Source organism: Saprospiraceae bacterium, assembly GCA_016715965.1.
Classification (GTDB): Bacteria; Bacteroidota; Bacteroidia; order Chitinophagales; family Saprospiraceae; genus Vicinibacter.
On the sequence record JADJXG010000001.1, the window covers coordinates 3293684 to 3312997 of the forward strand.

The 19314-nt window shown below is 36.7% G+C and carries 21 protein-coding genes and 1 tRNA gene; 12 read left to right on the forward strand and 10 right to left on the reverse strand.

Annotation, left to right across the window (positions count from 1 at the left end; translation table 11 throughout):
- Positions 1 to 10 precede the first annotated feature (10 nt).
- Genes IPM48_12640 through IPM48_12665 form a run of 6 tightly spaced genes read left to right on the forward strand, consistent with a single transcriptional unit; the run spans position 11 to position 5431 of the window.
- On the forward strand, positions 11 to 1480 hold the full coding sequence (locus tag IPM48_12640; protein ID MBK9272432.1) for a T9SS type A sorting domain-containing protein: 1470 nt from the start codon (positions 11 to 13) through the stop codon (positions 1478 to 1480).
- Positions 1481 to 1490: 10 nt separating this feature from the next.
- Positions 1491 to 2693, forward strand: a complete 1203-nt coding sequence (gene sucC / locus IPM48_12645; GenBank protein MBK9272433.1) for an ADP-forming succinate--CoA ligase subunit beta — start codon at positions 1491 to 1493, stop codon at positions 2691 to 2693.
- A 10-nt stretch (positions 2694 to 2703) separates the two neighbouring features.
- Positions 2704 to 3942, forward strand: a complete 1239-nt coding sequence (xseA, locus tag IPM48_12650; protein MBK9272434.1) for an exodeoxyribonuclease VII large subunit — start codon at positions 2704 to 2706, stop codon at positions 3940 to 3942.
- Positions 3932 to 4141 carry an exodeoxyribonuclease VII small subunit gene (locus tag IPM48_12655; protein MBK9272435.1) on the forward strand — a complete coding sequence of 70 codons (210 nt, stop codon included), beginning with the start codon at positions 3932 to 3934 and terminating at the stop codon, positions 4139 to 4141. The genes xseA and IPM48_12655 overlap by 11 nt, the downstream gene beginning before the upstream one ends.
- Before the next feature lie 59 nt (positions 4142 to 4200).
- Positions 4201 to 4896: a TIGR00730 family Rossman fold protein gene (locus IPM48_12660; protein ID MBK9272436.1), complete on the forward strand. Its 696-nt coding sequence runs from the start codon at positions 4201 to 4203 to the stop codon at positions 4894 to 4896.
- Between the two features lie 46 nt (positions 4897 to 4942).
- Positions 4943 to 5431 carry a hypothetical protein gene (locus IPM48_12665; GenBank protein MBK9272437.1) on the forward strand — a complete coding sequence of 163 codons (489 nt, stop codon included), beginning with the start codon at positions 4943 to 4945 and terminating at the stop codon, positions 5429 to 5431.
- A 57-nt stretch (positions 5432 to 5488) separates the two neighbouring features.
- Here IPM48_12665 and IPM48_12670 read toward each other — a convergent pair whose 3' ends face one another.
- Entirely contained in the window at positions 5489 to 6007 is a 519-nt protein-coding gene (locus IPM48_12670; GenBank protein MBK9272438.1) for a hypothetical protein, read from the reverse strand.
- Positions 6008 to 6111: 104 nt separating this feature from the next.
- Between IPM48_12670 and IPM48_12675 the strand changes: the two genes are divergently transcribed.
- Genes IPM48_12675 through IPM48_12685 form a run of 3 tightly spaced genes read left to right on the forward strand, consistent with a single transcriptional unit; the run spans position 6112 to position 8514 of the window.
- Positions 6112 to 6456 (forward strand): iron-sulfur cluster assembly accessory protein, encoded by a 345-nt coding sequence (locus IPM48_12675; GenBank protein ID MBK9272439.1) that lies wholly within the window; start codon positions 6112 to 6114, stop codon positions 6454 to 6456.
- A gap of 17 nt (positions 6457 to 6473) precedes the next feature.
- Positions 6474 to 6893, forward strand: a complete 420-nt coding sequence (locus IPM48_12680; protein MBK9272440.1) for a DoxX family protein — start codon at positions 6474 to 6476, stop codon at positions 6891 to 6893.
- Positions 6894 to 6921: 28 nt separating this feature from the next.
- Positions 6922 to 8514 carry a hypothetical protein gene (locus tag IPM48_12685; protein MBK9272441.1) on the forward strand — a complete coding sequence of 531 codons (1593 nt, stop codon included), beginning with the start codon at positions 6922 to 6924 and terminating at the stop codon, positions 8512 to 8514.
- Positions 8515 to 8522: 8 nt separating this feature from the next.
- Here IPM48_12685 and IPM48_12690 read toward each other — a convergent pair whose 3' ends face one another.
- Positions 8523 to 9278, reverse strand: coding sequence for an enoyl-CoA hydratase/isomerase family protein (locus tag IPM48_12690; protein ID MBK9272442.1), 756 nt, complete (start codon positions 9276 to 9278; stop codon positions 8523 to 8525).
- Between the two features lie 6 nt (positions 9279 to 9284).
- Entirely contained in the window at positions 9285 to 9878 is a 594-nt protein-coding gene (locus IPM48_12695) for a transferase hexapeptide repeat family protein (GenBank protein MBK9272443.1), read from the reverse strand.
- A gap of 60 nt (positions 9879 to 9938) precedes the next feature.
- Here IPM48_12695 and IPM48_12700 point away from each other — a divergent pair, with 60 nt between their 5' ends.
- Entirely contained in the window at positions 9939 to 10604 is a 666-nt protein-coding gene (locus IPM48_12700) for a DUF2461 domain-containing protein (protein MBK9272444.1), read from the forward strand.
- Positions 10605 to 10606: 2 nt separating this feature from the next.
- On the opposite strand, the gene IPM48_12705 is transcribed toward IPM48_12700, so the two are convergent.
- The 5 genes from IPM48_12705 to IPM48_12725 all read right to left on the reverse strand — a co-directional run bounded on the left by IPM48_12705 (position 10607) and on the right by IPM48_12725 (position 15840).
- Positions 10607 to 11557, reverse strand: coding sequence for a YihY/virulence factor BrkB family protein (locus tag IPM48_12705; GenBank protein ID MBK9272445.1), 951 nt, complete (start codon positions 11555 to 11557; stop codon positions 10607 to 10609).
- Entirely contained in the window at positions 11544 to 11963 is a 420-nt protein-coding gene (locus tag IPM48_12710; protein MBK9272446.1) for an acyl-CoA thioesterase, read from the reverse strand. The genes IPM48_12705 and IPM48_12710 overlap by 14 nt, the downstream gene beginning before the upstream one ends.
- Positions 11956 to 13233: an arginine deiminase gene (locus tag IPM48_12715; GenBank protein ID MBK9272447.1), complete on the reverse strand. Its 1278-nt coding sequence runs from the start codon at positions 13231 to 13233 to the stop codon at positions 11956 to 11958. Before IPM48_12715 ends, IPM48_12710 begins: the two co-directional genes overlap by 8 nt.
- Positions 13234 to 13470: 237 nt before the next feature.
- On the reverse strand, positions 13471 to 14535 hold the full coding sequence (locus IPM48_12720) for a mannose-1-phosphate guanylyltransferase (GenBank protein ID MBK9272448.1): 1065 nt from the start codon (positions 14533 to 14535) through the stop codon (positions 13471 to 13473).
- 24 nt (positions 14536 to 14559) lie between these two features.
- On the reverse strand, positions 14560 to 15840 hold the full coding sequence (locus tag IPM48_12725) for an aminotransferase class I/II-fold pyridoxal phosphate-dependent enzyme (GenBank protein ID MBK9272449.1): 1281 nt from the start codon (positions 15838 to 15840) through the stop codon (positions 14560 to 14562).
- A gap of 95 nt (positions 15841 to 15935) precedes the next feature.
- On the opposite strand from IPM48_12725, the gene IPM48_12730 reads away from it, so the two are divergent.
- Both IPM48_12730 and IPM48_12735 read left to right on the forward strand, forming a co-directional pair.
- Positions 15936 to 16661, forward strand: coding sequence for a TIGR00730 family Rossman fold protein (locus tag IPM48_12730; GenBank protein MBK9272450.1), 726 nt, complete (start codon positions 15936 to 15938; stop codon positions 16659 to 16661).
- A gap of 88 nt (positions 16662 to 16749) precedes the next feature.
- Positions 16750 to 17586, forward strand: coding sequence for a hypothetical protein (locus IPM48_12735; GenBank protein MBK9272451.1), 837 nt, complete (start codon positions 16750 to 16752; stop codon positions 17584 to 17586).
- A gap of 10 nt (positions 17587 to 17596) precedes the next feature.
- On the opposite strand, the gene IPM48_12740 is transcribed toward IPM48_12735, so the two are convergent.
- Both IPM48_12740 and IPM48_12745 read right to left on the reverse strand, forming a co-directional pair.
- Positions 17597 to 19114, reverse strand: a complete 1518-nt coding sequence (locus tag IPM48_12740) for an SDR family NAD(P)-dependent oxidoreductase (GenBank protein ID MBK9272452.1) — start codon at positions 19112 to 19114, stop codon at positions 17597 to 17599.
- A 92-nt stretch (positions 19115 to 19206) separates the two neighbouring features.
- Positions 19207 to 19279, reverse strand: a tRNA-Met gene (locus tag IPM48_12745).
- Between the last annotated feature and the right edge of the window lie 35 nt (positions 19280 to 19314).

Genomic DNA, 19314 nt, shown 5'->3' on the forward strand with positions numbered 1-19314 from the left:
CTTTCCATCTATGGGTTCGCGATTATTTCTCTTGTGGACATTTATTCTTTTTGCATTTATTGAAATTTTAAAGGCACAAGATCAGCCCTGTGGTACAAGCCACAAGGATCAAAGTGTCATGTTAGAAATGGCTCAAAAATCAAGTCAACTTACTTATAAAAAAGAAGGTGGCTTTATTTTTCTCCCCATACAAGTACATATGTTACTCAATGATCAAGGCAATGGTTTATACAACTTAATTTCATTGGATGAATCACTTTGTACACTTAATAAAGACTTTGAGCAAACTGGATTCCAATTTTACATGGAAAATGAAATTAACTTTATTAAAAATGGCGAATGGGACAACCACACCGAATTTCATGCTGGAATTGAAATGATGCAAACCAATAATGTGGACAATGTAATAAATTGTTACATTGTAACAAATCCAGCTGGCACATGTGGATATTTCGCCTGGGATGGAAATGCAGTGGCATTGAGTAAATCCTGTTTAGGTAAGGCATCACATACCTGGGCACACGAATTAGGACATTTCTTTTCATTGCCGCATACGTTTTTTGGCTGGGAAGGAATTTCATACAACGGTTCTCAACCCACCTCAGCATACCAACAAAGGGTAAGGCGTCCCATCGAGAACGTAAACAGAGAGAGATGCCAAAATCAAGCGGATGGTTATTGTGGAACCACTCCTGATTACATCAGTAACCGTTGGACATGCAATCAGGAACAAAAAACATCTTATTTTCTGAAAGACCTCAATGATTCATTGTTTCAGGCAGATGGAAGTTTATTTATGTCCTATGCCAACGATAGATGCATGAGCCGATTTTCATCCGATCAGTCTGAAGCAATGGTCCAATTTCTTCATTCAAATCGATCTGAATTATTGAGATCAGCTGTACAGCCAGTCTATCTCAGCAGAATAGAAAAAGAAAATATGTGGCCAAATGATTCTTCCGTAATTTCAACCAGTTCTGTAAATTTTACCTGGCCTGAAATCCCTGGAGCTGATGGTTACATTTTTCACCTAGCCCGAAATGAGGCAATGACAATCACTGTAAAATTCACCTCCACCCAAACGAATCATATCAGTCTAGACAATTTAGTGAGTGGTAGAAATTATTACTGGCGTGTAAAGCCTTTTAATAAATTTGATTTTTGTCAGCCTGTTTCCGACACTTCTTATTTTCACTACAATACAATTTCTAATATTTTAGATTCTGATCAAACTGTAACAAGCATCCATATATTCCCAAACCCTGCCACAGATATTAATGAAATTACCATACAATCTGAAAATGTTGATATTTTAGACGCATCGCTTGCCAATCAACTAGGTGTTTTGGAATATAGGCCTCTACAAAAAATAAACAACCATTTTTATAAATTGAACATAGAAGGACTACCAAAAGGGATCTATTTTATTTCAATGAAAACAAGAGATCAAATCATCACACAAAAACTGTTGGTAAAATAGATATCTCATTATGAATTTACACGAGTACCAGGGAAAAATAATCTTACAGAAATTTGGTGTGCCTGTTCAGCAGGGTATGATGATTGAAGATGCATCAAAAGCTGAAGCAACATACCAAGAATTAAAACAAAAAACAGGGACTACATTTGCAGTAGTTAAAGCACAAATTCACGCAGGCGGTCGTGGCAAAGGTGGAGGCGTTAAATTAGCCAAGAATCTATCTGACGTTATTAACTATACAAATTCAATCTTAGGAATGATGCTAAAGACCCCACAAACACCCGGTGGTATGGAAGGTCCTGGTAAAAAAGTTAGAAAAGTTTTGTTGGCTGAAGACAGTTATGCCCCTGATTTTGATGCGTGCAAAGAATTTTATTTATCCATTCTTACTGACAGAGGATCGCAGCAGAATGTAATTATTTATTCGACACAAGGAGGAATGGATATTGAGAAAGTGGCTGAGGACACTCCCGAATTGGTATATAAGGAATTTGTAGACCCGGCGTTGGGTATCCAGGAATTTCAGTTAAGAAAAATTGCATTTAATCTTGGATTAAGCAGCCAAGCATTCAAAGAAATGACCGCTTTTGTAAGAAATTTATACAACGCTTTTGTTGAATCTGATGCAAGTTTGATTGAGATCAACCCCTGTTTGAAAAATTCCAATGACAAAATTATTGCTGTGGATTGCAAATTTGCAATTGATGACAATGCTTTATACAGGCATCCCGAGATAGAAGCCATGAGAGATGAAGACGAGGAAGACCCAACTGAAGTAGAAGCAAGACATCACAATCTCAACTATGTAAAATTGGATGGCAATGTAGGTTGCATGGTGAATGGCGCAGGATTGGCCATGGCAACCATGGATATTATTAAAATGGCAGGAGGTAACCCAGCTAATTTTTTAGATGTTGGAGGTACAGCAGATGCAGCCAGGGTTGAACAAGCATTTAGAATTATACTTAAAGATCCTGAGGTAAAAGCAATTTTAGTCAATATATTTGGAGGAATTGTCCGATGTGATCGGGTAGCACAGGGTATTGTGGACGCATACAGAAATATGAATAACATACAAGTTCCGATCATAGTGAGATTACAAGGGACTAATGCAGAACTTGCAAAGGAAATTATTGATTCATCAGGTCTAAAAGTCCACTCTGCCATCGAACTTCAAGAGGCTGCCGATTTGGTGACCAAAGTTTTAGCCTAAGCTTTTTGAGATGGAAACCATCTCATTGTCCAGTTTATTCAATAAAATCAGTAGGGTAGTAGCTCTTAATTTTCCTGAGCCCATTTGGATCACCGGCGAGGTTTTGCAAATTAAAATGGTCAAAAACCATTATTATTTAGAGTTGGCGGAAAAAGGAGAATTAAAAGACATTATTGCACAGGCATCTGCTGTCATTTGGAAAGCAAAAGTTGCAGAAATTGAAGCCCACATTCAAACGGATCTTTTGCAAATATTAAAACCAGGAAATGAGACACGAATGAAAGTCCTGGTTGATTTTCATTCAAAATTCGGACTAAAGTTAGTTGTTTTGGATGTTGATGAAAGATACTATCTCGGGAAAATTCAACAAAGGAAAAATGAGATTATAAGGCAGTTGATTCAAGAAGGAGTTTGGCAAAAAAATAAAGAACTTGCACTACCATTAGTGATTCAAAGAATTGCTATTGTAAGTAGTCCATCAGCATCTGGTTACATCGATTTTCTCACCCATATGAATCAAAATAAATATGGATACAGCTTCAGGTTCAATTTATTCCAAAGTAGTATGCAGGGAATTTCAACGGAGACCGATGTGATCAATGCCATCGGTCAAATTAATAATCGATTAGAGGATTTTGATTGTATTGTCATCATCCGTGGAGGAGGTTCAAAATCAGATTTACATGATTTTGATAATTTTGCAATAGCCGGTGCGATTAGTCATTCACAACTTCCTGTCTTTTCAGGAATTGGTCACCATCAGGACGAGTCCATCGTTGACCAAAATTGTCACAGCTCATTCAAAACACCTACCGCGGTTGCGGAACATTTACTGGACCACAATTTTCAATTTGAAAGAATGATGTTGAAATATTTTGAACAATTAACAGCAAATATTGGACAAAAAACAATTTACCATAAAAGCAGGATCGAACAATATGAATTAAAACTAAAGGCCCATTTAGCCCAAATTGTTTCATTGGAATACATGCGGATAAATAAAATTGGAATTCAATTAATTTCAACCTACAAAAAATATTTAATTGATCTCACCAAAGAAATACACAGCCTGGAAATGCAATTGCAACAAAATGATTTGGGTCTAATTCTTTCTAATGGATTTACCATGGTAAGTCAAAATAATGTAAGAGTTACCCAAATAAAAAACCTTAATAAAAATGAAAAGTTAAACATTCACTGGGCAGACGGAACTGTCGAGTTGAATTCTAAAATTACAAATGAAATTTAGTGTTATGAAGAATGATTCTTATTCAGAAGCCATTAAAGAAATTGAATCCACCTTGGAAAAACTCCAGAAAAATGATATTCCGGTGGATCAGTTGGAGTCCACATTGGTAAACGCCAAAAATTTAATTGAATTATGCAAGAAGAGACTTCGCAATATTCAGACTGAGATAGAGAAGGCGGAGGAAGAAATAATGGATTGAGGTAATCATATTATGATTAAAAATCACGAATTTTAAAATAAAATGTCAATTCTAAAACTATGAAATCAATGAAACAATGGAGCCAACTAAAAGCCGAAAATAGTTGGACCATGTTCAAAGTAATGGCTGAACTGGTGGATGGCTTTGAAACCATGCAAAAACTGGGACCATGTGTTTCAATCTTCGGCTCAGCCAGAGTAACGGAAGGCCACCCGCATTATGAATTGGCGTGTAAAATAGCACAAAGATTAACAGAGGAAGGATTTGGAATTATAACAGGGGGAGGTCCCGGAATCATGGAGGCTGCCAATAAAGGCGCTCATCTTAATAATGGGGTTTCTGTTGGGCTAACCATCAATCTTCCATTTGAGCAATTCAGCAATCCCTATTTGGATCCGCGAAAAACCCTTAATCACCGGTACTTTTTTGTCAGAAAGGTGATGTTTGTAAAATATTCGCAGGCTTTTATAGCGCTACCGGGGGGGTTCGGCACCCTAGATGAACTTTTTGAAGTATTAACCTTAACGCAAACTGGAAAAATCAGTAAAGTGCCCATTATGTTAATAGGAGCAGAATTTTGGAACCCTTTAAAAAACTGGTTAATGAATGTAGTTGGCGAGAGGTATGGATACATCTCACCAAATGACAAGGATTTGATTCCAATTGTAGATGATCCGGAAGATGTTGTGCGCATAATTAATGAATTTTACGGTGGTGACGGATCGATTGGATTAAAACCAACCTTTGATTTATAAATTTTAGCGTCATTCAATTGATAATATAAATGAACCTATAGTATTTATGAAGCAATTTTACAGATATCTGTTCTTTAGTGTAACATTTCTAAGTATATCCTGTGACAATGCAACTCCACCTTACATTATTCCTAAAATTTGGTTTATCTCTTTTTCCAAATTGGAGTTTATGCAAGGAGATATTAATCAGGATTCTGTTTGGCTGGAAATCGGATTTGAGGATGGAGATGGTGATATTGGCTTTGGGGCAAATAATCCATCCCAGGATATTTTTTTGTACGATCGCCGAACGGGAAAACTACAGGATTCTTACAAACTACCCGATTTGCCAAACTCAGATGGAAAACCTGTTTCTGGAACAATTAAATTAAGGGTTTTCAATACTTGTTGCATTTTTCCACAAGGAATTCCTCCATGTTCATCACCTCCACAATTCCCAAACGATAGTATCAATTACGAATTGTACCTCGTTGATAGATCTGCCAATCAAAGTGAAAAGATCCAAACTCCTTTTTTGAGTATTTTATGCAAATAATGAAGGATTATAATTCAATTATCAAAATTGATATTTAATAACAATTCCAAAGTTTAGCTATAAGTAAATCTGAATCTCCTTTCTAATTGCTGACAAAGCAGTATTGACCGCTTTATCTGCAAGCAATGTCGTTTCGAGTTGCATTAAATTTGCGGTAGCGACATCGGATAACGCGTTTTGTGAAATAGCATCAGTCAGTGCGTTTAGCGTTTCATTTTTTGCAAATTGAACAATTTCCCATAATTTGTCACTCACATACAATTGCATGGCCATATTGTGCTCATACTCCTGATGAACTGCCATCATCATTGATTGATACCATGATATTGCACTGGTATCTTTAAGATGGGGAAAACGTATAATTAAATTGGACAAACGAATGCGCTCGAGGAATAAACTCAACCTCTCATATGCCTGAAGCCTGACTGGTAATGAATCTTTTTGTGTCTTTGCAAAACGATCTGATTGAAACTTAAGGCGTTCAAGATTAAAATACTGTCTTAACAGAAAATAGACTGTTAAAAATACAACCACCGAAGGCAAGGTGTACTTTAAGACTTCAAAAAAAACCTCCATTCTTTTTATAATTTATTGTAGGACAGATACTTAAGAATATAACTGCAATAATAGGAACAAAATTATTTAATTTTGTGTTAGGATGATGGTAAATGTGAGCAAATATGAATGTCATCGATCAATCTCCAATTATAATTACTGATTCTGCATTGAATCAGTTGAACAGAATCAGGCAAGAACAAGGAATTCCTCAAGATTTTGGACTTCGGGTAGGAGTAAGAGGTGGAGGTTGTTCCGGATTTAGCTATACACTTGGATTTGATGAAAAGAAAGAACATGATCAGGAATTTGAGATTGGAGGAATCAAAGTATATATGGAAGCTTCCCATTCTCTATATTTGGTTGGCATGCAAATAGAGTGGGTAGATGGATTGAACAACCGTGGTTTTTCTTTTGTAAACCCCAACGCAAAAGAAACCTGTGGTTGTGGCCAATCATTTTCCGCCTAATTCAGCAAGTGTCGGTCATGAAAGATTTATTGGATCTAATTGCACGTGCATTTATCTCAGCTATATTTTTATTTGAAGCTTTTACTTCTGCAAAGTTTTTTGACAGGACAAAGTTGACCATGACTGAATATGGATTGACCTGGAATCAGGATTTTTTACTGGTCTCTACCATAATTGCTCTCACTGTTGGGGGTATTTTTTTATTAATTGGATATCGACCAGGTTTTGCTGTTTTATTGTTGTTGATTTATTGGGTTCCGGTTACATTTATTGTCTACTCTTTTTGGAACAAAGCCCCTGACAAACAAACCCTTTATTCGATTCTATTTATGAAAAATATTGCTATTACCGGTGGACTTATACATATTTATTTGTACGGTACAGGTCGATATAGCTTTAGAAGATTGGTAGGGATGACCCGAATACCAAAATCTTAAATTAAGGGAATTGTAAATGATTTCGGACATGTTTTCAAAGTGTTGGCTGGGCCTATTTTGCATTTGTGCGCTCAATACTTCGGCTCAACAGAAGATTGAATTCAGTTTTGATACCATCAGATTAATAAATTGGCCAAACATCCATTCCTTTAGCTACGGAGAATGGGAAAATGAGGTATATATCTTCGGCGGAAGAAAAGATGGTATTCATGAAAAAAAGTCAGGGTTTGAAAGACAAACAAACAACTTCAATTTGTATATTTGGAATCCTTCTACCCAACATATTGATTCGATGGACCTTCGATTCCTCCCGGACTCATTGCTGGATCCACTAATTGCTGCAGCCACTAATTTCTATCAAAAAGATAATTTTCTTTTGATCATTGGAGGATATGGTCAAAATAGATTGGATAGTTTTCTAACTTATGCCAGTCTGATCGTTGTGGATTTGGCGAAAGCAAAAAAACTCTCTAATTGGTCTGATACCTCCTCCAGAGTGATCAGACAATTGATCCATCCGGATTTTGCAATCGCTGGTGGACAACTCATCATGATCAATGATGCTTTTCTCTTAGTTGGAGGGCATCAATTTTACGGAATTTATGATGACAACTCAGGAGCAATAGTACAACATTATTTAAATAAAGCTTCAAGCTTTAAACTGAAGTTTGAAGGCAATGATATTATAATTAATGATTGGTTTGATCTTATCGATGAGTTTAATTTTCACAGACGCGATTTTAATTTAGTGCCTTTCATATTTGAGGATGGGATTCTGGAAAGCATGGTCTTTTCGGGAGTATTTCTTGTCAATGAAAATAGGCCCTTTCTCAATATTGCTAGATTAAATTCGAACAGATTTGTTGACATTCAAGATTTCAGACAGTTGTTAGCCAACTATCATTGTGCTAAATTGGGCATTTATGAAAGGGGAGCAAACATCATGCAGCAGTGGTTTTTTGGAGGAATGGCTGAATATTTCATTGATGAAAACGCACAAGTCATTCAGGACCCTAAAGTCCCATTTGTCAAGACAGTTTCCTCCATTGTAAGATTACCGGATGGAAGTTATTTTGAAAAGTATCAACAGACTGGTTTGCCGGGATATTTTGGTACCAATTCTGAAATTTATATTTTACCCCATATCAAAAGGACAAATGAGAGTTCAAAGATTATTGAATTGGACTCCATTCAAACAGATTCGATCGACATAGCCATTCTGTTTGGTGGAATCTATAACCCAACAACTGATCCTAATCCCTGGAGTAATAACAAAGCATCTACAACAGCAGCAAATTCATACATTGTCAAAATAAAATTACGAAAATCAATTCATAATCAAACTCAAAGTGGAAATACCAGAAATGAGAAATTTCCAATCTTTAACTTTTACCCACAACCAGCAAAAGAAAACTTGTTTTTGGACTTTGCAGACTATGGTTGGAAGAATATTTCTGTTTGTTTAATAGACCAACAGGGGCTTCAAATACAAAATTATACATTTAATGCAGGTGACAAGCTGGAAATTCCTTTAAAAGACGTAAAACCAGGGATCATTACAGCTTATGTCTTGTTGGATCATCAGTATCCTTATTCAAGGAAAATTGTCATCTCTAACTAAGGTGGTAATTATTTCTGTTTGAATTTAGCGATTGCATTTTTAGAAAATTGGCTTAATACCAATCTACCACTAATCGAGGCCCTTTTATTCATTAGATTTTCCCAATGATCTGTCCCTTCCCAAAAGACACTCTTTAGTTCAGCCAAAGCTTCCGGATTTGAGGAAGCCAATATCGAGGAAAAATATTCAATATATTGATCCAACTGTTCCGTGGTTTGAAAAACTTCGTGGAATAGATTATTTTGTTTTGCCCAATCAGCGGTTTGCCATTCCGTCGCATTCAAAGCCAATTTTGCAAAAGTAGATGTTCCAATTTTTTTTTCGACCACCGGACCAATCACAAAAGGCCCAATACCTACTGCCAATTCACTTAGACGGATAGAAGAAAAGTGAGTTGCCATTGCATAATCGCAAGCTGCTGCCAAACCAACTCCTCCACCCACAGCCTTACCATGAATACGACCTATCACTATTTTTGGAGAATTTTTTAAGGCAAGAATAACCTTGGAAAATCCGGAAAAAAATTGTATCCCTGATGGCAAATCACGAATGGTAACCAATTCATCAAAGCTTGCTCCAGCGCAAAATGCTTTTTCTCCTTCACTCTTAAGTAAGATTAATGATTTAGTAGAACTTTTTGAAACTTCTGTAATTTTATCAGCCAACGAAAGTAGCAATGCAGATGGGAGAGAGTTGCTTTGCTCAGAAAAAAAACTAATTTCTTCATAATACTCTTTTGTTGACACTTTCACATATGGATCCATCATATTTTATGTTTTGTGTTTTGTCCAGTTTTTAAATTCTCCGGTAGGTGTTTTCCAATTCTCAGGAAGTGTATTCAAGGGCTCAACTGGCTTAAGTTCATTCAAACATTCGCCGGCCAACTGCTGGTACAGTTGTGTGCCCTGCTTCTTCCATTCCAACATTTCGTCGGAAACTTTCTTAATCACCTTAGCTGGATTTCCAACTATCAAAGATCGATCTTCAAATGTGGATCCTTCCTTCACAAAGGACATTGAACCCACAATACTGCCAGATCCTATTGTGCAACCATCCATAATAACAGAATTCATGCCAATCAAACATTCTGACTGAATGTAAGCACCGTGAATAATAGCGCCATGTCCGACATGAACATTGGATTCCAAATGCACGACCATCCCAGGAAACATGTGAATCATAACATGCTCCTGTATATTACACCCGTCATCGATAATAATCTCTCCAAAATCTCCCCGAATTGCAGCAAACGGACCGATATACACGTTGGCTCCAATTCTAACACATCCTGTTATAGCTGCCAAAGGATGAACGAAAGAGGATGGATGGATGTATGGGATAAATTCTTTAAACTGATAAATCATAAATCTGCAATCTATTGCAAAAATAGTCATTATTTTTACGAGAAATTGTAATTTAAAGAAATGCTTAGTCCTGAATACACAAAATTCTTCCGAGATCTGTCAGACAACAATAACAGGGAGTGGTTTAATCGCAACAAAACCATTTTTAAAACTGAAGCAGAGACTATGTTTAAGGGTTTTATAAAAGACCTGATTGATTCATTTTCCAACTTGATGCCAGACTATAAAAATTTACCTGAAGAAGCAATATTCAGAATTTATAAAGATGTAAGATTCTCAAAGGACAAAACTCCCTACAAAACTTACATGTCTGCCTTGTTGAGTACAGGGGGAAGAAAAAGCATGGAAAAAGCAGGATGGTATATTGAAGTTCATCCTGAAAGAATAGATTTTTATGCCGGGGTGTATCAACCTGACAGTGCAAATCTTCTGAGAATTAGAAATCATATTTCAAGGAATTTTACTGAATTTAATTCCATTATCAATGAACAGGAATTCAAAAAACATTTTGGTGAAATCATTGGAGAAAAAAGTAAAATACTACCTGCACACCTGAAATCTGTCGCTCAAAGCGTTCCTGAAATTTACAATAAAGCATTCTATATTATAGGTTGTTTGAAAGAAAATCAATATGACAAATCCAAATTGATCCAAGATATATTGGTTAAATGGAAATTAACACAGCCATTTATCAGGTTCCTTTCAGAAACTGATATAAAAAATTAAGGTCAATTTTGCGAAGGCGCGGTTAGTTGACGATTGATAATGATTGCAGCATTAATTTCAAAGCCCAATAACAAAATAATTACATTCAACCGAATCCAAATCAGGGTAATAATGAGTGCCGAAATAGCCCCATAAACTTTATGGTATTGCGAAAAATTTTCGACAAAATAACCAAACACCAAAGAAGACAAAATTGAACCCAATGTTGCGAATATCGTGCCAGGAGAATAAAATCCGATGGGTTTCCTAAGTGCTGGGCCATAGCGATAAATCAAATCAATTACTGTAAAAAACAGCAAAATAACTACAAGATATTGTAACATTTTAATGGCATAGGAAGTAAAAACATCCAAATTTAACAATCCAAATAGCCAGTTAAAAATTGTACCTCCTAAAATGAGAAGTATGACAGACACGATAAGTAAAAGACCCAATAAAATTGTAATTATAACTGCAACTGTTTGCTTTTCTATGAAACTTCTTTTTCGAAAACTTGATTTGTAGGTTTTGTCAAACCCCTTCATCATTGCAAGGATTCCATTGGAGGCAAAATACAGTGCAAGTAAAAATCCGATGGAGAGCAAACTTCCTTTGGCTTGTGGCTTAAGTCCGGAAACAACATTGTTCCATAAATATTTTGAAGTATCTTCTGGTAAAATATTATTCATCGAAATCTCTAGGGTCCTAAATAAATCCAATTCTGAAGGCAAATAAGCAGTCAAGGTAAACAAAAAGACAATAGCGGGAAACAAAGCTAAAAAAAAATGATACGCCATAGCACTTGACTTTGTGGAGATATCATTCTTATTAAGCTCGGATTTTATAAAGGAAATAAGATCATAAATACTAACTCCTTGAAATCCTGGGAAAGAGTTTGACTGTGCAAATACCATCATTTTTTTTACGAGTTCGGAATTGGAAACAAAACGATGGATTCGATTATTGATTGTCATTTTGATAAGGCTGGATAAGATCAAAGAGGACAGAGGGTGTAGCCATTCTACTTTTTGTTTCCCTTTCAACAAAACAAAGAATTACAAGGCCATTGTTTGCCAACTTTCCATTCTCTTTAAATACATTGGTTTGAAAATGGATGGTATTATCGGTTAAACTTAAGATGGTGGTTTCCAAAGACAGAAGTTCATCATAAAAACATGGCCTTATGTACCTGCAATTCATGGACATAACGGGCATAAAAATCCCCATTTCATCCTCCATCTTTTGATAACTCAAACCCAATGACCTCAATGCCTCGACCCTTCCGGTTTCGTAATACATAGGATAATTTCCATAATAGACATAACCCATTCTATCTGTCTCGGAATACCTCACCCTCCAATTTGTCTTATGTCTAAACATCTTTTATCAAGGTCTCTCTGCTCACTGGGAATGACATACAATGTGGGCCTCCACGCGCCCTTGATAATTCGCTTGAAGAAATGGTGATAATGGTATCCTTCAATTCAGCCGGATTCATTTTTCCACTTTGAAAATTTTCCAATAGCTCAGTGGCATGAATTACCTGATAACCAAAATCTTTAAATGCCTTTTCTGTTTTTGGATTCCTGTCATAAGTGATGGCAAGACCAGGTCGGATTGTCAACAAATTACAACCGTCAGTCCATTGTTCTCGCTCCTGGTATGGAGATTTACCGTTACCACTCCAGATAAACTGGATGTTCTTGCCCAATTCATTTTGCATAAAATCCAATACAGATGGATATTCCATGACCTCACCATTCATTCTGTGTACAGTAACGTATGATCCAAAGCCATCCTTTACGATGGGTTTATAGCCCACAAATTGTCTGTGATTAATTTGTGTAAACAAAGTGTCGATGTGCATAAAGGAACGCTCTTTTGGTACGTCTATTTCAACCACATTTTTAATTAGACCTTTATTAAACAACACTTTCTTTAAGACCATTAAAGCATGCTCCGTTGTTCGTTCGCTGGATCCTATTAATAAGTAATCATCATTGATCAACATCAAATCACCGCCTTCGATTGAGATGGGTTCACCGTCCCTGGACGGAGGAAACTCATCCACTAAATTTAGATTAATCAATTTATTTTCCAAATTCAAATGTGCAAAGAGGGGATGGGCATATAAAAAAAACCGGGTGAGTAAATTTTCTCTGTGGCGTACAGATTTTGCGGCTTTGGTAATAACGATATGGTCTTTGATGGCCAAACCAATGTCCCTTGTAAAAATAAAATTTGGTATTGGATCAAAATAAATTTTGTCTCCCTTTGAATCGTAACCCGAAATTAAAACTTTTGCCAATTCAACATGATCCATGTTATTGAGTTCATCCACCCATGCCTTGGGAAGCTCTTCCCATTCCTTAATTTTAAGAATTAATTCTGCCTTTAAATCCATGCTTGCATCAAGAGACTCCCTGATCAAAACTTCAGTTTCCAAAACATTTTCTGAACCAATCAAAAAACCCAAAATTTTGGTAAAAACATCGTGCTCATCTCGCATGGTAGGTAAATAAACGATGTCATCGAAAAGCAATTCACCCGCTCTTTTTGGACTTATGCGATCAATCCCTACATCTGGTCTGTGAACAATTAATTTTTTGAGATTACCAATCTCGGAATTAACATATAAATCCTTTAGCATAAAAATAGAGATAAGCACAAAGTTAGTAATTTTTTCGGATCATTGATGAACAGATTGCTGCCCAACATTCACAAGCTATTGATTATCTATGGAATAGACTTTTTTTATTATAAAGTATTACCTGCTATTGATTTAATCTCCAAACCTAAAAGTACTTCTTCAATTAAAAAGAAAATTTTACGGCAATTGTCACAATCGCTGTTGTGATATCTGAATATGCAAAGTAAAACAATATGTTTACAAAAATTTATTTCCAAACTGGCTTTCTATCTTTTGCACCAATTTCTTAACTGACTGTTCTTCATTTCTTGGTAAAACCAAGATGGCTTCTGTTGTATTTATTATGATCAAATCTCTGATTCCGTAGGTTGCTAATATTTGATTTCCTTCATTGTAAATCATACAACCTGAGGTCTCCAGAAGAATTTGTTTGCCATGCAGAGAGGTGTTCGCAAATTCATCCTGCTGGATTAAACCATAAACAGATCCCCAAGTGCCGAGATCACTCCAACCAAAATCAACTCTTTTTACAAAGATCTTATTGTAATTTTCGAGAATCGCATAGTCAATAGAAATGTTCTCGCATTCCTGATAGACCTTTTCAATTTGTTCCAAACCATTCTTTTCAAACAATTGATACATTGCAGCACATTGCTCTTGAAATGCCGACAGAATGGTCGGAATAGACCATAAAAACATACCGCTATTCCAAAGAAATCGGCCAGTATTCATATATTCAATGGCCAAATTTCTATCTGGTTTTTCAACAAATCTTGAAACCTTAAAAACCTCATTATTTTCTTCACTTTCAGGATCAAACTCTATATATCCATAACCAGTATCAGGTCTGGATACTTGAATTCCCAAAGTTAAAATCCCCTCTTCATTCTTTAAAAAGCTGACTGATTCCTCTACATCCAATATGAATTGATTGGATTGCAAAATCAAGTGATCTGAAGGAGCAACGAACATTAATGCATTTGGGTTAATTTTTTGGATCACTAGGGCAGCATATAATATACAGGGGGCCGTATTTTTGCGCTCGGGTTCCAGAAGAATATTCTCTTCAAGCACATCAGGTAACTGATTTTTTACAAGTTCGAAATAATCTTTATGAGTGACTATCAAAATGTTACTGGCAGGACTTACATTCAATAATCTGTCCCAGGTCAGCTGCAACAAAGACTTTCCTGTACCCAAAATATCCAAAAACTGCTTGGGGTGATTGTTTCTGCTTAAAGGCCAAAATCTACTGCCAACACCTCCGGCGAGAATGACTGAAAAAATTGAATCTCTCTGCATGATCGAATTGTCTTAAATGTTCTTTTATTTTAAAAATTTCATCATACCAGCTTTCAGTAAATCAAGCATGTCAGGGATCATTGTGAGATCAATGGTCCCTACAGATATTCTATACCAATCTGATTCCTTGTCGGCCCCAAAAGCCATAAAAGGGACAATGGCCCAATGACATTGTTTGAGTAAAAATTCAGTAACCGTACTTTGGCTTTCAAATGACAAACCCTGCCCGTAAGACAATCCTTTCCAGGGAAATCGAACGGTAAGATAAATAGCACCTTGAGGTTTAACGACTTCCACAGGAAATCCCTCCATCTTTAATTTTTCCAAGCCCTGATACAATGCAAATAGTCTTAAGTGAATTTCTCGCTTAAACTGAGATAGAAACTGATCAACTTTTTCAAAATCTTCTAGATAACGAGCTGTAGCAACCTGTTCTGCTTTGGGTGACCATGCACCTATATGCGACAAAATTGCTCTCATTCGATTGATGATTTCCAAAGGACCAAATGCCCAACCAACTCTTACTCCGGTTGCAGCAAATGACTTGGACATTCCATCAATGTAAATGACATAGTCTCGCAATTCAGGAACTAAATTAACAGGATCCAGATGTTGGTGCTCATCAAAACAAAGTTGACTATAAATCTGATCAAACAAAATATAAATGGGCTTTTTCTTTCCCTTTCGCCGCAAATTTTCTTTTAGTACGGCAGTTGATATGTCCATCATTGATTCCCTTGAAAACATGGTTCCTGTTGGATTTTGGGGAGAGCACAATGCCAACAAAACTGCGTCGCCAAGCAGTACCTCCAATTCTTCCAATCGAGGCATAAAATAATATCCGGATTGGGTCAGCAACTCAACGGGGATTGCACCTGCCAAGTAGCTGTAATGATTGTTATTCCATGAAGGAATTGGATAAATCACTTTTTCTCCAGGGTCAACGATCGTTAAATATGCCGCATAAATCAATGGTCTGGACCCCCCGGAAACTAAAATTTGGTCAACCGGGTAGTTCAGTTTTTGGTATCTATTTATATAGTTTGATATGGCTTTTCTCAATTCAGGCATGCCGTGTGCGGGCGGATAGTTGGTATGGCTTTGATGGTAAGCTTCAACAATAAAATCTCTTAGTTCTTCGGGAATCGGAAATATTTTAGGATCAAAGTCACCTATTGTCATATTGTATATTTGGTGACCTTCCTGAATTAGTTTATTTATTTCGTTTCCAAGTCTGATAATCTCAGACGGTATCAAATGAGTTGCCATTTGAGACAATTCTCTCAAGTTTTGATTTTCTGTCATCATTGGGCTTCGGCTTTAAATCAAGCGGTAATATATTCACATTTTTTGAATTGGTTAAAAGTTTATAATATTGCGACTTAATTAGTCCACCATTCATGAGTTACAACAAACAAAAGGAAATTCAATTCCTAAGCGGTCCATTGAGCAGGTGGCAAGAGTTTAAATATCTGCTTAGTGTAAGTAGAGACTTATTCAGAGGGATCAGGAAGCTTCATTTTGTTGGTCCTTGTATTACCGTTTTTGGATCTGCAAGATTTAAGCCAGATCATCCATACTATAAAATAACAGAAGAAATATCCGGCAAAATAGCCAAACTTGGATTTACAATTTTGACAGGGGGAGGTCCCGGAATTATGGAAGCTGCCAACAGGGGGGCCAAAGCAGTCGGTGGCAAATCCGTAGGCTGCAATATTATCCTTCCACATGAGCAGTTTCCCAATCCGTATCTGGATCATTTTGTGGATATGGACTACTTTTTTACCCGCAAAACGATGCTTATTAAATATTCGTATGGTTTTGTGGTAATGCCAGGTGGGTTTGGAACATTGGATGAATTGTTTGAAGCAATTACTTTGATTCAAACTGGAAAACTAACTAATTTTCCGATCATTCTATTCGGATCAGAGTTTTATAAGGACATGCTTGAATTTATCGATCTAATGGCAAAGGAAGGTACCATTTCTCCCCATGATCGTGAATTGCTTTACTTAACTGACGACATCGACGAGGCTGTTGAATTTATAAAAGATCACACAATTGTCAGAAAAACTTTGCGTCCATTTAATGAAGACAGACCTATTCCCTGGTTATTTGAAAAGTGATCTATCCATACAAGGTCTGAGGGTTCCTTTGATTTTACCTTCACCATTGCAAAAGATAGTATTACCTTTTTCCAAAAAGAATATTTGGATGAAAAGAGATGATTTAATTCATCCCATTCTGAGCGGAAATAAATTAAGAAAGATTGTAGGCTTTCTAGAAATTTTCAGGAATGCGAATAAATCAGAAATCATCACCTGCGGTAGCTTGCATTCCAATTTTATCCATGCTTTTGGATACATTGCCAGTCAACTTTCCCTAAAGACAAATATTTGGCTTTATGGACACAATGCCTCAGATTCATTTGTAACCAATGATTTAGAAAAATGGGGAATAAAATATCAGGTCATCGACCGGAAGACGTTTAAATTAAATTTTGAGACATACTTTCCTCTGGAGGACCAAATTTTATATATTAAAGAAGGCGGACAAGGTGTTGGAGCGGAAAAAGGAGTACGCCAATTGATTGAAGAGTTGGACATTCAATTCAATTCTCAAAATTATCAGATCGTATTAGCTACAGGTACTGGAACCATGTTGCAATGTATCCAAAAGATAAAACCAGGAGCATCTGTGGTTGGCTTCAGCCCAGTATCAAATAATTTTATTCTAAAAGAATCCCAACCACCTGCCATTTATCTTCAAGAAGAAAGAAAACTGGCTTTTGGCGGATATTCTGCTGATCTCATGAAATACATAGATCTGTTTTATTGTCTTAACTCAATTTGGTTGGATCCTATCTATACCGGAAGACTGGTAAAGGCACTTGATTTAAGTATTGAAAAATTGGACGATAACAAGGTAATAACCATACTTCACACAGGTGGATTACAAGCCTGGCGCTCTTACCTAAACAGATGGCCTCAGGCAAAAAACTACCTAGACTATAAAGCCTTAGAAAATTTCATTGCAACAAATTTTTCGTAAACCATTGATCTCACCAGTCTATTGGAAAGTAATCTTTTAGGAACTTTCCGCACCAATGTTTCCCTGTATTAATACCATCTATGAATGGGTCGCAAATTCTGGCAGCACCATCTACAATATCCAGTGGAGGTTGGAAATCATGGATTTCTTCTTTGTTTTTTGAAAGGAAGTATGGATCTTCATCAGTCACCCATCCGGTATCCACAGCATTCATGTAAATACCATAATTGGCCAATTCTGATGCTGAAGTATGGGTCAACATATTTAAAGCAGCTTTGGCCATATTGGTATGAGGATGTCTGGCTGATTTATGAAAACGATGAAACTTCCCTTCCATTGCAGTTACATTTACGATATGCTTACAAGCCGTATTTTCTCTCTTCATCAATTGGATCAACCGGTTGTTTAAAATAAATGGCGCCATTAGATTGATTAGCTGAACTTCAATCATTTCGGTACTTTCTATTTCTCCAAGGTATAGTCTCCAACTATTGGTTGTCCTTAAATCCACTTGCTGCAAATCTGCATCCAGCTTTCCAGAAGGAAAAAAATCATGCTCTGCAATGTCATTGTCAAAACCATACGGGCGTTGAGAAAGTCCTGCTGAATTTTTAATTCCAATGCCTGCTTCCGTGGCATTCCAGCGTATTGGAAGTGCTGCAAAATCTTGGTTGGAAGAAGCGATCCCTGAATTTAAATAGGATTTTAACGACTCATGTTTTCTAAGCAGATGTCTGACTGCTTCAGAACGATCGGTAAGAGCACTCTCTTCATCAGACATAAGATGACTATAAAACCCCGGAGGTCGTCGAACAGTCTGAGCAGCGTTGTTAATGAGCAAATCCAATCTTGAATAAGAACTTTGTATGTAATTGGCAAACAATTCCACACTTGGCAAACGCCTTAAATCCAAACCATATATGTCCAATCGATCTTTCCAATCCTGGTAATCCGGTTCAGATCCATATCTTTTTGCAGAATCAACTGGAAATCTGGTAGTTGCAATGACATGAGCCCCGGATCTTAGCATCATTAGGGTAGCCTGATACCCAATTTTAACCCTGGACCCGGTTATCAAGGCCACTTGACCAATGAGATTACATTTTTGAAATCGTTTAGAGTAGTTGAATTCCCCGCAAGAGGGGCATAAAGCATCATAAAAATGATGCAGCTGATCGTATTCACGTTTGCACACATAACAATTTCTGTAGGAGTTTAAACTGGGTGAACTTTTCTCCAGAGGTTCAATAAGTTGCTGCGGTGCAATAAAAATTTCGTTTTTTCTTGATCTTCTTATGCCTGTATCTTCTCGCAATAACCTATCCACTTTTCTGATTTTATCCTTTGTTTGTTTGCGAACTTCCTTATTGATTTTTTTTCGGTGATGTTTATCAGGTCTGGCAATTGCTCCACAATACGTCATAAATTGGATCCTCTGGGCTTCCGGTAATGTAGCCATCAATTCAGGTTGCTCCGTAATTCTTTGCAGCATTTGGACAACAAGGTCAAAATCATTCTTTTCTACCATTGATTAGCAAAAAATTAAAAATTCCATTGAGACAAGGTTTATAAGCCGAATTAAAACAGAAAAGCCGGCATTGAACCGGCTTTTTCCTTTTGTGGCGGAGGCAGGACTCGAACCTACGACCTCCGGGTTATGAGCCCGACGAGCTACCAACTGCTCCACTCCGCAATATTGGACGGCAAAGATACAATCTTTATATTATT

Excerpts from the sequence above, each read along its gene's own strand:
- IPM48_12640 (MBK9272432.1), top strand. The coding sequence starts at position 11 with ATGGGTTCGCGATTATTTCTCTTGTGGACATTTATTCTTTTTGCATTT.
- sucC (MBK9272433.1), top strand. The coding sequence starts at position 1,491 with ATGAATTTACACGAGTACCAGGGAAAAATAATCTTACAGAAATTTGGT.
- xseA (MBK9272434.1), top strand. The coding sequence starts at position 2,704 with ATGGAAACCATCTCATTGTCCAGTTTATTCAATAAAATCAGTAGGGTA.
- IPM48_12655 (MBK9272435.1), top strand. The coding sequence starts at position 3,932 with ATGAAATTTAGTGTTATGAAGAATGATTCTTATTCAGAAGCCATTAAA.
- IPM48_12660 (MBK9272436.1), top strand. The coding sequence starts at position 4,201 with ATGAAATCAATGAAACAATGGAGCCAACTAAAAGCCGAAAATAGTTGG.
- IPM48_12665 (MBK9272437.1), top strand. The coding sequence starts at position 4,943 with ATGAAGCAATTTTACAGATATCTGTTCTTTAGTGTAACATTTCTAAGT.
- IPM48_12670 (MBK9272438.1), bottom strand. The coding sequence starts at position 6,007 with ATGGAGGTTTTTTTTGAAGTCTTAAAGTACACCTTGCCTTCGGTGGTT.
- IPM48_12675 (MBK9272439.1), top strand. The coding sequence starts at position 6,112 with ATGAATGTCATCGATCAATCTCCAATTATAATTACTGATTCTGCATTG.
- IPM48_12680 (MBK9272440.1), top strand. The coding sequence starts at position 6,474 with ATGAAAGATTTATTGGATCTAATTGCACGTGCATTTATCTCAGCTATA.
- IPM48_12685 (MBK9272441.1), top strand. The coding sequence starts at position 6,922 with ATGTTTTCAAAGTGTTGGCTGGGCCTATTTTGCATTTGTGCGCTCAAT.
- IPM48_12690 (MBK9272442.1), bottom strand. The coding sequence starts at position 9,278 with ATGGATCCATATGTGAAAGTGTCAACAAAAGAGTATTATGAAGAAATT.
- IPM48_12695 (MBK9272443.1), bottom strand. The coding sequence starts at position 9,878 with ATGATTTATCAGTTTAAAGAATTTATCCCATACATCCATCCATCCTCT.
- IPM48_12700 (MBK9272444.1), top strand. The coding sequence starts at position 9,939 with ATGCTTAGTCCTGAATACACAAAATTCTTCCGAGATCTGTCAGACAAC.
- IPM48_12705 (MBK9272445.1), bottom strand. The coding sequence starts at position 11,557 with ATGACAATCAATAATCGAATCCATCGTTTTGTTTCCAATTCCGAACTC.
- IPM48_12710 (MBK9272446.1), bottom strand. The coding sequence starts at position 11,963 with ATGTTTAGACATAAGACAAATTGGAGGGTGAGGTATTCCGAGACAGAT.
- IPM48_12715 (MBK9272447.1), bottom strand. The coding sequence starts at position 13,233 with ATGCTAAAGGATTTATATGTTAATTCCGAGATTGGTAATCTCAAAAAA.
- IPM48_12720 (MBK9272448.1), bottom strand. The coding sequence starts at position 14,535 with ATGCAGAGAGATTCAATTTTTTCAGTCATTCTCGCCGGAGGTGTTGGC.
- IPM48_12725 (MBK9272449.1), bottom strand. The coding sequence starts at position 15,840 with ATGACAGAAAATCAAAACTTGAGAGAATTGTCTCAAATGGCAACTCAT.
- IPM48_12730 (MBK9272450.1), top strand. The coding sequence starts at position 15,936 with ATGAGTTACAACAAACAAAAGGAAATTCAATTCCTAAGCGGTCCATTG.
- IPM48_12735 (MBK9272451.1), top strand. The coding sequence starts at position 16,750 with ATGAAAAGAGATGATTTAATTCATCCCATTCTGAGCGGAAATAAATTA.
- IPM48_12740 (MBK9272452.1), bottom strand. The coding sequence starts at position 19,114 with ATGGTAGAAAAGAATGATTTTGACCTTGTTGTCCAAATGCTGCAAAGA.